The sequence below is a fragment of the Pseudomonas sp. PS02302 genome (assembly GCF_029959585.1).
Lineage (GTDB): Bacteria > Pseudomonadota > Gammaproteobacteria > Pseudomonadales > Pseudomonadaceae > Chryseomonas > Chryseomonas aestiva.
In genome coordinates this window covers 1-14,731 of record NZ_JASCON010000054.1, presented here as the reverse complement: position 1 = coordinate 14,731, position 14,731 = coordinate 1, and the positions used below count along the sequence as shown (strand labels likewise).

The window sequence follows — 14,731 nt, the reverse complement described above, 5'->3', positions numbered from 1 at the left end:
CATTACTTGCTCCAGTGTCTTTCATCCCGCCCCTCGCCAGACGCCCCAACGTCCAGCCTTGCGCTGCCCGCCAGCCCTACCCAGCTCGCATTTCCGCTGATTTCGCCTGGCATTAACGTTGTCTGGCGCACCTTCTGAGCGTTGCACTGCAACTTCCCGGCGTCTCTTCAGGCCTGATGGCGAGTCGAGCCCCTGCGCCCGATAACCCAACGTCTTCCGTCACTGTCCGGGACCTTGCCGATGACGCTACGCCTGAAATCCGCTATCACCACCCTGTTCGCCCTGCTCTGCCTGGCAGCCACACCGGTCACCCAGGCCGCTCCGCGGGATTTCCCCACCGATCTGGTCGGACTGAATTTCTCCGGCGCCGGCTTCGCCCCTCACGTACTGCCGGGCAAACCGGGCACCAACTACTTCTTTCCCGACGCCGGGCATTACCGGCGCTGGGCGGCCAAGGGTATCCGGGTGATCCGCTTCCCGGTCATCTGGGAGCGTCTGCAGCCGCGTCTGGGGCAACCCCTGGACCCCGCCTACGCCAAGCTGATCGACCAGACCCTGGACAATGCCAAGCGCTATCGCATGAGCGTGATCCTGGATCTGCACAACTACATGAGATACCGCGGCCAGATCATTGGCAGCGCGGCGGTGCCCTATCCAGCCTATGCCGATGTCCTGCGGCGAATCGCCCAGCGCTGGCATGAGCACCCTGCCCTGGCCGCCTACGACATCATGAACGAGCCCCACGATGCGGTTGAGCAGTGGCCGGTAGCGGCGCAACACGGCATCGACGCCGTGCGTGACGTCGATCGGGCGCGACCGATCCTGATCGAAGGTAACGGCTGGTCCAGCAGCTATCTCTGGCCGCGCTACAACGCCAAGCTGCTCGGCCTCAAGGACCCGGCCGACAACCTGATCTATTCGGCGCACGTCTATTTCGACAACGACGGTGGCGGCAAATACCTCAGGAAGGACATGACCGACTTCGACCCGGATGTCGGCATCCGCCGGGTCGAGCCCTTCATCACCTGGCTCAAGCAGCACGGCAAGCGCGGTCACATCGGCGAGTTCGGCGTACCGGACAACGATCCGCGCTGGCTGGCAGCCATGGACAGGTTGCTGGCACGGCTGCGTCAGGAATGCATTCCGGCCATGTATTGGGCAGCCGGTCCCAACTGGGGCGACTACCCGCTGGCAATCGAGCCGGTCAAGGGCAAACCCCGGCCGCAGTGGAGCGTGCTGCAGAAGTACGTGAAGCCCGCCGACTGCCAGGCGCTGGGCCCGCACTGACCGCAGCGCCGCTGGGCGAACCAGGCGGCGCCTTCTTGCAGTTATGCGACAACATGTCCGGAAATCAGTGACTGCAATCACAAAACGCCTGACCATGGACGGCCGGGCAAGAACTTGCTGGCTTTTAGCGATCAAAATGTAACAGCAAGTAATAGTGCGACTATTAAGACGCTTGCGACGCACAAGAGAAAGGATGCCATGTCAGCTATCGCTTTTCCGCCCTTCCCTTTCGCTCTTTCTCCCTAACGGCAGCGCTGCATCCGTTCGCCTTTCTTGCCGCACCCTCAGGGATCTCCCATGGAAAGATTTGTCGCTTTGGATAGCTTTCGCGGTCTTCTGGCCGTCGCCGTCGTCCTGTTCCATACCTATGTCGCTCAGGCCGCCTCGGAAAATCCGCTTATCGCCAACGCCTATCTGTTCGTCGAATTCTTTTTCGTGCTCAGCGGCTTCGTGCTCATGCACACCTACGAAAATCGGCTGCGTACCCTGGACGACTATCGCGATTTCGCCATCAGTCGCTCGGCGCGGATCCTGCCGCTGCACCTGGCCATGCTCGGGCTCTATGTACTGCTGGAATGCGGTCGCCTGCTGGCGGAAAAACTGGGGGTCGGCTTCAACGATCCGGCTTTCAGCGGCGCTACCGCACCCGAGCAATTCCTGCCCAATCTGCTGCTGCTGCAATCCTGGCTGGGCCAGGCCATCACCGGTTCGTTCAACTACCCGTCCTGGAGCATCAGCATCGAGTTCTACCTCTATCTGGTCTTCGGTCTGCTGGTGCTCAAGGGCCAGGGTCATCAGCGCCAGTGGTTTCTGGCGATCGCCCTGCTGGCCTTCGTGCAGCTGCTGTTTCCCTTCCTGCCGCTGAAGACCGAGATCTTCCGCGGCCTGTCGTGCTTTTTCGCCGGCGCCTGCACCTATCGCCTCTACGTCTGGATCAAGCAGCACAACCAGGGGCAATTCGGTGGCACCCTGCTGGAGCTGGCCTGCCTGATCGCCGGTGCCGCGGTGATGACCTCCGATCTGCCGGTGCCCAAGAAGGGCGTGCTGGCGACCCTGGTGTTCTGCGTCACCGTCCTCACCTTCGCCTTCGAACGCGGTCTGGTCTCCAGCGTGCTGCACCAGGGGATCTTCGTTCGCCTGGGCGTGCTGTCCTATTCGATCTACCTGTGCCACGCCGCGGTGATCTTCGTGTTCAAGAGCGCCTTCATCGTGCTGGGCAAGCTGCTGCACCAGGACCTCACGGTGGTGGCGCCTTCCCACGACGCGCCGTTGCCCTTCATGATCCGCTACATCGCCACCGGCAGCGTCGTGCTGGACAACCTGGTGGTGCTGGTGGAACTGGCGGTGGTCTTCGCCTTCGCCTGCCTGACCCACAGATACATCGAGATCCCGGGCATGGCGCTGGGCAAGCGGCTGGTCCGCCGCAAACGCACCCCGCCCTGCTGCGACGGCAACATCCAGCCGCAGCGCTGAGCAGCGCCCTGGCAGCCCCACCGACCTCAAGCCGGTGGGGCTGCCCTCTGCTATACTCCGCCCCCTCTTTTTTCTTCCCGCCCAGGTTCATCCATGACCACCCAGGCCGCCGAAGTCGCCAAGCGCCGTACCTTCGCCATCATTTCCCACCCCGACGCGGGCAAGACCACCATCACCGAAAAGCTGCTGCTGATGGGCCAGGCCATCGCCGTCGCGGGCACGGTGAAGTCGCGCAAATCCGACCGCCATGCGACCTCCGACTGGATGGAGATGGAAAAGCAGCGCGGCATCTCCATCACCACCTCGGTGATGCAGTTCCCCTACCGCGAGCACATGATCAACCTGCTCGACACCCCCGGCCACGAAGACTTCTCCGAAGACACCTACCGCACCCTGACCGCGGTGGACTCGGCGCTGATGGTGCTCGACGGTGGCAAGGGCGTCGAACCCCGCACCATCGCCCTGATGGACGTCTGCCGCCTGCGCGACACCCCCATCGTCAGCTTCATCAACAAGCTCGACCGCGACATCCGCGATCCCATCGAACTGCTCGACGAGATCGAGGCAGTGCTCAAGATCAAGGCCGCGCCCATCACCTGGCCGATCGGCAGCTATCGCGACTTCAAGGGCGTCTATCACCTCTCGGATGACCGCATCTACGTCTACACCCCCGGCCATGGTCACGAGCGCATCGCCACCAAGACCATCGACAAGCTGGACTCCGACGAGGCCCGCGCCCACCTGGGCGATCTCTATGAGCGCTTCGTCGAGGAGCTGGAGCTGGTGCAGGGCGCCTGCCACGAATTCGATGGCGAGGCCTTCCTGCGGGGCGAGATGACCCCGGTGTTCTTTGGTACCGCCCTGGGCAACTTCGGCGTCGACCAGGTGCTCGACGCCGTGGTCGACTGGGCGCCGCGCCCGCTGTCTCGCGCCGCCCACGAGCGGGTGGTGGAACCGGTGGAAGAGAAGTTCTCCGGCTTCGTGTTCAAGATCCAGGCGAACATGGATCCCAAGCACCGCGACCGCATCGCCTTCATGCGCATCTGCTCGGGCAGGTACGAGAAGGGCATGAAACTGCGCCACGTGCGGATCAAGAAGGACCTCAAGATCGCCGATGCCCTGACCTTCTTCTCCAGCGAGCGCGAGCACCTGGAAGAGGCCTTCGCCGGCGACATCATCGGCCTGCACAACCACGGCACCATCCAGATCGGCGACACCTTCACCGAAGGCGAGCTGCTGGGCTTCACCGGTATCCCGCACTTCGCCCCGGAACTGTTCCGTCGCGTGCGCCTGAAGGATCCGCTGAAATCCAAGCAGCTGCGCCAGGGCCTGCAGGAACTGGCCGAGGAAGGCGCCACCCAGGTGTTCTTCCCCGAGCGCAACAACGACATCGTGCTCGGCGCCGTGGGCGTGCTGCAGTTCGACGTGGTCGCCAGTCGCCTGAAGGAAGAATACAAGGTGGAGTGCGCCTACGAGGCCATCAACGTCTGGTCGGCGCGCTGGATCGAGTGCGACGACAAGAAGAAGCTCGAGGACTTCAAGAACAAGGCCTTCGAGAATCTGGCGGTGGATGGCGGTGGTCACCTCACCTACCTGGCGCCGACCCGAGTCAACCTGGCGCTGATGGAAGAGCGCTGGCCGGAGATCAAATTCCGCGCCACCCGCGAGCACCACTGAGCCCCACTGCCTGACCGGTGCACCTGGCGCCGGTCAGGCGTACCGTCCGCCTCCCTGCATCGTCCAGGCGGATCGCCGGCTCTCCTACCGGGTCTTCCCGAGTCAGTCCCGGTCGGAAGACTCGGCCGCGGCTTCCAGCTCCACCATCGTCAGCTCCAGCTCCGCCCGCTCGGTCCACTGGCCGTCCAGTTCGGTGCGTACCGCCACGCCCAGCTCCTTGAAGTCGGCCACCTGCTTGACCAGGTTGCCCGGGCCGCCCACCAGTTGGCCGCAGGCCTTGCGATAGGCTTCGCCGGCCTTGTCCAGACTCTTGCCGATGCCGTCCATGCTGCCGAGAAAGGTGCGCAGCTTGTCGTAGACCTTGCCCGCGCGCTCGGCCAGTTCGGCGGTGTGGCGATTCTGGTCTTCGAAGCGCCAGAGCTGGCGGACGATGTTGAGGCTGGTCAGCAGCGTCGTCGGGGTGGCTACCAGGACATTCTGCTCGATGGCGCGCTGGAACAGGCTTTCGTCGGCCTTGAGCGCCTCGACGAAGGCCGATTCGATGGGGATGAACAAGAAGACCATCTCCGGCGAATTCAGCCCCGGCAGGCTGAAGTATTCGCGATCGGCCAGCTCGCGGATGCGCTCGCCCACGGCGCGTACGTGCTCGCCCAGGGCCAGGCGGCGCTCGCCTTCGTCCTCGCTGTTGACGTAGCGGGTATAGGCGTTGAGCGACACCTTGGCGTCCACCACCAGGTGCTTCTTCTGCGGCAGATGGATCAGCACGTCCGGCCGCCGCCGACCGGTCTCGGTGGTGAAGCTGCGTTCGCGGACAAAGTCGCGCCCTTCACGCAGGCCGGAGCGTTCCAGCACGTTTTCCAGGATGAGCTCGCCCCAGTTGCCCTGGGCCTTCTTCTGGCCGCGCAGGGCGGTGGCCAGGTCGTGGGCCTCCTGGGTGATCTGGCGGTTGAGTTCCTTGAGGTCGAGCAGTTGCTGGCCGAGGGCCGCCTGCTGCTGGACATCCTTGTGATGGATGTCCTCGACCTTGGCGCGAAAGCCTTCGATCTGCTCGCGGAACGGCCGCAACAGCGCATCCAGGGATTGCTGGCTGTGCTGGGCGAAGGCCTGGCCCTTGGCGTCGAAGATGCGTCCGGCCAGTTGTTCGAATTCCAGCTTGAGTTGCTCGCGACTCTCGCGCAGTAGTAGCTGCTGCGCCTGGAAGTGCTCTTCCTTCTGCTCCAGGGTGGTCCTGAGCGTGGCGTGCTCTTCGGCCAGGCGCGCATGACGCTCCTGCACCTCGGCGTGCAGCCGCTGCTCGCGGTGCTGGCGCTCGCGCAGTTCGGCGAGCTGCTCCTGGCTGCCCTGCAGCTGAGCCCGGGTGGCCTCGGCCAGGGCGTGCTGTTCGGCGGCCTGCAACTGGGCCTGGCGGGTCTGCTGGCGCAACTCGGCCTCCAGCTCGCGATTGACCTCCAGCTGGCGCTGCAGGGTGGCGGTGCGTTCGCGCTCGGCGCCCAGTTCCACCACCTGGCGACCATTGGCCAGCTCGGCCCGCTGCAGGTCGTCGCGCAGCATGTCGTAGCGCTCGGCGGCGCTGTCGAGTTGCTGTTGCAGGTAGCGTTGGCGCCCGGTCAGCCATACGGCCGAACCCGCCCAGCCGGCCAGCAGCAACAGGGGAAGCACAAGGGAAACGAAAGGCAGGGAAGTCATGGCGCTCTCATCGCGGACGGCTCCCCTCACCTTAGGCAGGCGCAAGGGGAGCGTCCAGCATTTATCTGTACATTTACACAGTGTTTCGCAAATCCAGATCCAGCCCGCTGACGCGGCGGACCCGTCGGGCCACGGCCTCGGCGAAGATGCCGCCACGGGCCTCGATCAGGGTGAAATCATCGCGCGCCCGGGTGATGCCGGTATAGACCAGTTCCTTGGTCAGCACCGGACTGAGCTGCTCGGGCAGCAAGAGCGCCGTGTGGGCGAATTCCGAGCCCTGGGATTTGTGCACGGTCATGGCGAACACCGTCTCCACCGCCGCCAGCCGACTGGGCAGGACGAATCTCAGGCCACCGCTGCCATCGCCGCGGGGAAAGGCGACCCGCAGGACCTTGCGCCCCGGCTGGTTGGCGTCCGGCAGGCAGAGGGTGATGCCGATGTCGCCGTTCATCAGCCCCAGGCTGTAGTCGTTGCGCGTCACCAGCACCGGGCGGCCCTCGTACCAGCCATGCTCGCCCGCAAGCAGACCGGCCGCCAGCAGGGCGCTGGCGATGCGCAGGTTGAGCCCTTCCACGCCCCAGGGCCCCTTGCGCACGGCGCAGAGCAGCTGGAAGTCGTCAAAGGCGGCCAGCACCTGGCCGGCCCAGCGCGTCCAGGCCGGGTCCTCCAGCACGGTGTCGAGCTGGGGCCGGGTTTCCTGCAGGACCTGCAGATAATGACGATAGCCGCGGGCGCGCCCGCGCCCTTCCAGCACCAGGCGCTCCAGAGCACGATCCTCCGGGCCCTTGAGCAGCACGCGATGAAGATCGGCGTAGCCGCCGTCGACCAGCACCTGCTGGGCACCCGGGCCGTCCTGGGCATTGACCCGGCGGGCCAGCTGGCCGATGCCGCTGCCGGCACCGAAGCGCCGCGAGCGCCTGAGCATCACCACCTGCTGCGCCAGGGCGTCACCCTGGTCGTCGCCGACCGTCAGCGGCGTCTGGGCCAGCGACTGGCCACTCACGGCTTCCAGCCAGGCGCGGGTGGCCGGACTGTAGCGTCCGGCTTCGGCATCCCGGCAGAGATCGCCCAGCACCGCGCCCGCCTCCACCGAGGCCAGCTGATCCTTGTCACCCAGCAGGACCAGGCGCGCCCTGGGCGGCAAGGCCGCCAGCAGGCTGGCCATCATTTCCAGGTCGATCATCGAGGCTTCGTCCACCACCAGCACGTCCAGCGGCAAGGGCTGCCCGCGGTGATGACGGAAGTGCCGGGTGTTGGGCCGACTGCCCAGCAGCCGGTGCACCGTGGTCACCCCGGTGGGGATGTGCCGGCGCAACTCGTCGTCCACCGGCAGGCGACTGACCTGGCCGCCGATGGATTCGGTGAGGCGCGCGGCCGCCTTGCCGGTCGGTGCGGCCAGGCGGATACGCAAGGGGCGACCGGCCGCCACCGCGGGCGCCTGGAGCAGCGCCAGCAGCCGCACCACGGTGGTGGTCTTGCCGGTGCCGGGGCCGCCGGTAATGATGCTGAAGGCGCCGCGCACTGCCAGGGCGCAGGCCAGCTTCTGCCAGTCGGGTTCGCCACCCGCGTCGGGATCCGGCGGAAACAGCCGGTCGAGGCGCTCGGCGAGATCCGCCGGCAGCGGCTCGGGAGTGGCCAGGCGCTGACGCAGGCTGGCGGCCACCGCCCGTTCGTAACTCCAGTAGCGCCGCAGGTAGAGGCGCTCGCCGCCCAGCACCAACGGTCGCTCCGGACAGCTGCCGTCGCCATCGACCAGGACGCTGGCCCGCAGCGCCCGCTGCCAGGCGTCGAGGGTCTGGCCATGCAGCAATTGCGACGGCAAGAGCGAAGCGCGCGCCTCGTCGCCCTCGGGCGGCAGCGACAGGGCGGCGTCGGGATTGCGCAGGGTGGCGGCGAGATCCAGGCACACATGGCCATGGCCGAGCTGATGGCTGGCCAGGGCCGCCGCCAGCAGCACCGCCGAGTCGCCCTGGGGTTCGAGTTCGCCGAGAAAGCTGGTGAAGGCCCGGTCCACCTGGCGCAACCAGCCGCGCTGCACCCAGAGTTCCAGCAGGCGAAAGAGGTCGTCACGCTGTTCGAGCGGGGCGAGGGGACGCTCCTGGGCCAGGGATGCCAGGCGTAGCAGCCGTTCGGTGGCGGGGCTGAAATCAGACATGGGCATTCTCCGCACCACTGAACAGCAGGTCCAGGGTCTCGATCAGGGCCTGGGCGGGTCGCTCGACGAAGACGCCGTGGCCGGCCGGATCGCAGCCGCGCAGGAAGAGGTAGACGGCGCCGCCGAAATGGCGCTCGTAGCGGTAATCGGGCAACCGCGCCTTGAGCAGCCGGTGCACGGCCAGGCTGTAGAGCACGTACTGCAGGTCATAGCGCTTGGCCAGGACAGCGGCCTCCATGGCCGCGCGGGTATAGGCCCCGGCCTCGGCACCCAGCCAGTTGGACTTGTAGTCCACCACGAAATAGCGCCCCTCGTGCTCGAAGACCAGGTCGATGAAGCCCTTGAACAGGCCGTTGAGCTGTCCCGGCTCCAGCATCGGCCGCGCCTGGCCGCCGTGGGTACCACGACTCACCAGATCATCCAGCCGCTCCAGATCGACGCCATGGGTGGCGAACCAGAATTCCATCTCCACCTGGTAGCGCGCCAGTTCGCCCAGGCGCTGGTTGCCCCCCGGCAACGGCAGCGGCAATTCCAGCAACTGGCGCAGCCAGCCCTGCAGGATGGGAATCCAGTGATTCCAGCCACGCCGCTGACAACGCCGGGCGATCAGGTCGTCCAGCCGCTCGGGCGCGGCCTGGATGGCGGTGAAGCCTTCCTCGCCGACCCACTCCAGCAGGCTGTGCAGAAAGGTGCCCGGACCGGGTCCGCGGGGAAAGCGGTGCAGGTCTTCGCCGGCCGCAGGCTGGCGCGCCTCGTCCGGGGCAAGGCGGTCGTCGTCGAACAGCTTCTGGGCCGCCGGGGTATCCAGGTCCAGCTCCAGGTTGAACGGGTCCCCCTCCCGTGCCTCGCCCAGCCGCGTGCCGATGCGCAGGGCACTGTAGGAGGCGATCCACCAGTCCTCGCGGGCCGCCCGCCGGGCTGTCAGCGCCTTGAGGATCACCGGGGCTTCACGGGCCTCGGGCAGGCGGGCCGGATCGGCGGCGGGCAACGGCAGGATCAGGGTGTCGGGTTGCGCACCGACCAGGGTGGTCAGGGCCGTGTCCAGGGCCGCCGAACTCGCCAGGGGCTCGCCACCGGTGGCCAGGTAGCCCAGGGCGCTGCGAGCGAAGCCGGATTCCTTACTGCGCCCGCGCTTGAGATCGGCCACCCCGACCCAGCAGGCATGGCGGGCCCGGGTCAGGGCGACATACAGCAGGCGCAGGTCTTCGGCCAGACGCTCGTCGTCGGCGCGGGCCAGTTCCTCGGCGGAGGGCTTGAAGGTCCGGCGCACCTGCCCCTGGTCATCGTGATAGCGCAGCGGCAGCGTGGCGCCCTCCTCGGCGCGATAGGCGCAGGCGAAGGGTAGGAACACCAGCGGGTATTCCAGGCCCTTGGACTTGTGCACCGTCACCACCTTGACCAGCTCGGCGTCGCTTTCCAGGCGCAGGATCTGCTCGTCGGCGGCCCCCTGGGCGGCCAGCTGCTCCGCCAGGTGGCGGAGCAGCGCCTGCTCGCCATCGAGCTCGCCAGCGGCGCGCTGCAGCAATTCGGCAAGGTGCAGCAGATTGGTCAGCACCCGCTCGCCATCGGCACGGGCCATCAGCCGCTGCGGCAGCCGGAAGTCCTGCAGCAGGCGGCGCAGCATGGGCAGTACGCCTTGGCCACGCCAGAGCTGGCGATAGCCACGGAACTGCAGGACCCGCGACTCCCAGGCCTGCTCGTCGTGGTTAAGGGCATCCAGTTCGGCCAGCGGCAGGTCGAGGGTCAGGCTGCCCAGGGCCGCGCGCAGCCGACGATCCACATCGGGCTCGGCGCAGGCCTTGAGCCAGTCCAGCAGGCAGCGGGCCTCCTGGGCGGTGAATACCGAGTCCTTGTCCGACAGGTAGACGCTGCGCACCCCGCGCCGCACCAGCGCCTGGCGCACTGCCTGGGCCTCGCTGCCGGCGCGCACCAGGATGGCGATGTCGGCGGGCCGCAGCGGCGTGAGCGCCCCGTCCTCAGAACGAAAGCCGGCTCTGCCCTCGGCGGCCAGGCTCAGCAGCCGCACGATCTCGCTGGCGGTGCTCTCGGCCAGGGTGGCGCGATAGGCGGTGCCGGCCAGGGGCTCGTCGCCGGCCAGTTGCCAGAAGGTCAGGGCCGCACCCGGCACGCCGTCGATTTCCAGGGCTTCGCGCCGGCCCTGGGCACGGACCGGCTCGAAGGGCACCGGATTGTCCTCGCCTTGGCGGAACAGGAAGGCAGCGCGCGGTGCCGTCATTTCGCCATGCTGGAATACCTGGTTGACCGCCGCGACCATGGCGGCGGTGGAGCGGAAGTTGGTGTCCAGCGAGTGCAGGTGACCGGCATTGGCGCGGCGGGCCTGCAGATAGGTATGGATATCGGCGCCGCGAAAGGCATAGATGGCCTGCTTGGGATCGCCGATCAGGAACAGCCCGGTGCCCTCCCCTGCGCCATAGACGCTGCTGAAGATGCGGTACTGCACCGGATCGGTGTCCTGGAATTCGTCGATCAGCGCCACCGGAAACTGCTCGCGGATCAGCGCCGCCAGCCGCGCGCCGGCGCCATCGGCCTGCAGCGCCCGGTCCAGACGGGTAAGGATGTCGTCGAAACCCAGCTCCGCGCGGCGCAGCTTCTCGCGCTCGAATTTCTGCTGCACCCAGGCCGCCGCGTGCTCCAGCAGCGGCACCTCGGGGCTGGGCAGCTCGGCGAGTTGCCCGGGTAGCCGCGCCATGGCCGCCAGGGCCGGATGATCCGGCGGACTGGCCTTGGTCCAGGCCTCGGCGAAGCCCTCCTCGGTCAGCCGGGTGAAGCCGGTGCCGATATCCAGGTCCTCACTGGCAGGGTCCTCCGCCCAGGCGACCAGCTTGTCGCACCAGGGCCCGAAGAATCTCTTCTGCAACTTGCGGCCGTCGACCACCTTGGCGTCGCAGCCGGCCTGGCAGAGTTCGCGCAACTCTTCGGCCCACTGGGCCCAGGGCGCCTTGAGGCGTGCCAATTGCTCTCGGCGATCGGCCAGCGCGATGGCCAGCAAGGCGGCGGGTTCGCCCTGGGGGGCGCCCAGGGCCTCGCTCAACAGGGGGCGCAGGCGTACGGCCAGGGCACGGGGTTCGCCCCAGTGCTCGATCACCCAGTCCAGCGCTTCCCCTTCGAGGGGATAACAGAAGCGCCGCCAGTAGTCGCGCACCACCTGGGCGAGCAACTCGCTCTGGTCCTGCTCCAGGTTCTGCACGAAGAGACTGCCACTGTCGAAGGCGTGCTCGCGCAGCATGCGCTGGCACCAGCTGTGGATGGTGGAGACGGCCGCTTCGTCCATCCACTGGGCGGCGATGTCCAGGCGCCGGGCGCAGTCGGCCCAGGCCTCGACGGCAAAGTCCTCGCGCAATTCGGCGAGCAGCGGATCGGGCGCGGCGATCTCGTCGCGGAAGAAGCGTGCCGCCTCGGCAAGGCGATGGCGAATGCGGTCGCGCAACTCCTGGGTGGCGGCCTCGGTAAAGGTCACCACCAGGATCTGCGGCGGCAACAGCTCGCGGCCGAAGGCCGTTTCGGGCGTGCCGTGGCCCAGCACCAGACGCACATAGAGCGCGGAGATGGTGAAGGTCTTGCCGGTGCCGGCACTGGCTTCGATAAGCTGATTGCCCTGCAGCGGAAAGCGCAGGGCGAGCGGACGCTGACTCATGCCTGTCCCTCCCCGCCAACTACCTGCCAGCCGGCGGTGTGCACCGGCGCATAGAGAGTCTGGCACCAGCCATCGAATTCCTCGTCGGCCAGCAAGGCGGCGAAGTCCGGATACTGCCGGCGCAGTGCCGGGTGGGTCGCGACCTCGCCCTGATAGGCCTGCTCGGCGGCGGCCAGGGCCTTGTCCGGGTCATTGGCCAGCCAGGCGAAGGCGGTACGCGGCGCCACCGGCAGCGGGCGACGCTGGCCCAGGGCCCAGGCATCGAGCAATTCGTTCAGCTGACGCCGGCCCAGCTCAGCGTCCAGCGGCGCCAGCAACAGGGTCAGATCGGTCGCCACCACCGCGGTGGTCAACTGCAGGCCACCGGCCGCGGCGACCAGATGTTGCACCCAGGGTCGCAGCAGCCGATGCCACTTGCGAGTGCGGGTATTGCCCAGCCCATTAGCCTGGGCGGTCAGGGCCAGCAGCCCCTCAGGGCCACGACGCAGCCGTTCGAGGTTGGCCACCAGTTGCAGCTCCTTATGGGCGAGATCCAGGGTCACGGCCTCTTCCAGGGGTTCGGGCCAGCGCAGCGCCAGAGCCTCGACCTGGGCGACCACGGCGGGCAGCGGCTCGCGCAAGGCCCGCCCGGCCCGTTCGCCAAAGCCCGCCAGCGGCAGCCGACCACTGCCGCGCAGGCGCTCGGCGGCGGCCATCAGCGCCTGATCCGCCTCGGCCGGCGTGGCCAGCGCCGCCGCCAGCAGGTCTTCGCCCAACTGGTAGCGGGTCAGGGCGTCCAGACCGAAGGGCTCTTCGTCTTCCGCCGGCGCATCGGGCGCCGCGAAGTGAACCTTGAGGCGATTGGCAAAGAACAGGTCCACCGGTCCGCGCAGAAAGCGCGCCAGGTCATCGAGGCCCAGGGGTTCTTCGGGTACCAGTGCCGGCAACAGGTCATCCTCGTCGCGCGTGGTGCGGTCATGCACGCCCAGCCATTCGGCGGCAAAGCTGAAATAGCCGCGCTCGCCACGGAAATAGCGGGCGCTGAAGGGTTGCAGCGGATGCGCCTGGATCAGAGCCGGGAGCAGACGCTCCGGCTCTTCTTCATGACCCGCCAGCCGCCACCCCGCCTGGAGATGGTCGCGCAACTGGGCGACCAGCACCGACGGCGGGCGCTCACTGTTGTCGCGGATGCTGCGCCCCACCCAGCTGACATAGAACTGATCGCGCGCCGAGAGCAGCGCCTCCAGTAGGAGATAGCGGTCGTCCTCCCGTCGCGAGCGGTCACCGGGACGATAGTCCTGAGCCATGAGATCGAAATCCAGCGGCGACTGGATGCGCGGATAGGCGCCATCGTGCATGCCCAGCAGGCAGACCACGCGGAAGGGAATGGCGCGCATCGGCATCAGGGTGCAGAAATTGACCGCCCCGGCGAGAAAACGCTGGGCCAGCCCCCCGGAATCCAGTCCGGCCAGCCAGGCCTCGCGGACCACGGTGAGCGGCAGCTCTTCATCCAGGGCGACGTCCTCGCACAACTCCAGCCAGCGCTCACGGAGATTTTCCAGCTGCTCCAGCAGGTATTCGTCGTGCTCGTCCTGGGCGCTGAAAAACAGCGCCAGCAACGCCTGCAGACGGGCGCCCCACTCCGCCGGCCGGGCCGGCTGGGCCAACGCCGCCTGGGCCGCGTCCAGGGCATCGAGCAGATCCACCAGCGGCCCGACCAGGGCCGCGTCCAGGCCACCCACCTCGTCGAAGGGCTCGATATCGCCCAGGGCGGCGCCGCTGCCCACTGCGTAGCCCAGCAGCATGCGCCTCAGCCCGAAGCGCCAGGTGTTCTGCGTCAGCCCCTCGGGCAGGTCGAGGCGACTGCGCTGCTCGGCATCCAGCCCCCAGCGCACGCCGGCGCCTTCCAGCCAGAGGTGCAGGGTCGGCAGATCCCCTTCGCGCAGGCCGAAGCGGGTGCGCAGCGCCGGCACATCCAGCAGATCGAGGATCTCGCTCAGGGCGAAGCGGCTGTCAGGCAGTTGCAGCAGATGCTCCAGGGCGATCAGCAGTGGCTGGAAACCTCGCTGGTGCTGGTCAGCCAGGCTGAAGGGAATGAAGCGCGGATCCTGGCGTTCGAGCTGGCCGAACACCGCGCGGATGTGCGGCGCATAGGCATCGATGTCCGGCACCATGACGATGACGTCGCGCGGTCTGAGGCTGCCATCGCTGCTGAAGCGCGCCAGCAACTGGTCATGCAGGATCTCCACTTCGCGCTGCGGACTGTGGGCCACATGGAAGCGCATGGACCTGTCGCGCGCCGGATCCACTGCCGGCCAAAGCTCACGGGTCTCGCTCAGCGGACGTAGTTCGAGGATATCGTCCTGCAACTGGCCGAGCAGGTGCTGGGGTTCGGTGTCGGCGAAGAGGTCGATGCGCCCGCCGTTGAGGTCCTCGAACAGCCGACGATAGCCATCGGGTTCGTCGAATTCGTCCAGCAGGTGGATGTAGTCGCGCCCCTGCTTGCCCCAGCTCGCCAGCAGCGGCTGGCCGTGCTGGTGCAGTGCCTCGGCATCCAGCGTCTGCGGCATGCCCGGCTTGCGCTGCTGACGCCGGTAGTTCTGCCGCAACAGGTCCTGGTCAGCGACGATGTCGGACCAGTGATGGCGACAGGGATTGTGCACGCAGAGCAGCACCTGGCTGAAGCGCGCCAGCGCGGCCAGGGCTTCGAGGGTCTGCGCCGGAATCGCCGACAGCCCGAAGATCACCACCCGCCGCGGCAGACCGGCGGGCGGCGCGGGGGCCGCCGGCATGGCCGCCAGAAAGCGCCGGTGCCCGCC

At 67.5% G+C, this 14,731-nt stretch carries 7 protein-coding genes; 3 read left to right on the top strand and 4 right to left on the bottom strand.

Features of this window, described 5'->3' with window-relative positions; genetic code table 11:
• Positions 1 to 240 precede the first annotated feature (240 nt).
• From QMX82_RS17330 to QMX82_RS17320, 3 genes are all read left to right on the top strand, one after another.
• Positions 241 to 1,287: a glycoside hydrolase family 5 protein gene (locus tag QMX82_RS17330; RefSeq protein ID WP_282285861.1), complete on the top strand. Its 1,047-nt coding sequence runs from the start codon at positions 241 to 243 to the stop codon at positions 1,285 to 1,287.
• 297 nt (positions 1,288 to 1,584) lie between these two features.
• Positions 1,585 to 2,760 carry an acyltransferase family protein gene (locus QMX82_RS17325; protein WP_282285859.1) on the top strand — a complete coding sequence of 392 codons (1,176 nt, stop codon included), beginning with the start codon at positions 1,585 to 1,587 and terminating at the stop codon, positions 2,758 to 2,760.
• 93 nt (positions 2,761 to 2,853) lie between these two features.
• Positions 2,854 to 4,437: a peptide chain release factor 3 gene (locus QMX82_RS17320; protein WP_133861275.1), complete on the top strand. Its 1,584-nt coding sequence runs from the start codon at positions 2,854 to 2,856 to the stop codon at positions 4,435 to 4,437.
• Between the two features lie 102 nt (positions 4,438 to 4,539).
• On the opposite strand, the gene rmuC is transcribed toward QMX82_RS17320, so the two are convergent.
• The 4 genes from rmuC to recC form a co-directional block, all read right to left on the bottom strand.
• Positions 4,540 to 6,123: a DNA recombination protein RmuC gene (gene rmuC, locus QMX82_RS17315; protein ID WP_282285857.1), complete on the bottom strand. Its 1,584-nt coding sequence runs from the start codon at positions 6,121 to 6,123 to the stop codon at positions 4,540 to 4,542.
• 73 nt (positions 6,124 to 6,196) lie between these two features.
• Positions 6,197 to 8,278 carry an exodeoxyribonuclease V subunit alpha gene (gene recD / locus QMX82_RS17310; RefSeq protein ID WP_282285855.1) on the bottom strand — a complete coding sequence of 694 codons (2,082 nt, stop codon included), beginning with the start codon at positions 8,276 to 8,278 and terminating at the stop codon, positions 6,197 to 6,199.
• The gene (recB, locus tag QMX82_RS17305) at positions 8,271 to 11,933 is read right to left on the bottom strand and encodes an exodeoxyribonuclease V subunit beta (protein WP_282285853.1); all 3,663 of its coding nucleotides are present in this window, start codon (positions 11,931 to 11,933) and stop codon (positions 8,271 to 8,273) included. Before recB ends, recD begins: the two co-directional genes overlap by 8 nt.
• Positions 11,930 to 14,731, bottom strand: a 2,802-nt coding sequence (gene recC, locus QMX82_RS17300; RefSeq protein ID WP_282285851.1) for an exodeoxyribonuclease V subunit gamma, incomplete at its 5' end; no start/stop codon positions are given. The genes recC and recB, both read right to left, overlap by 4 nt.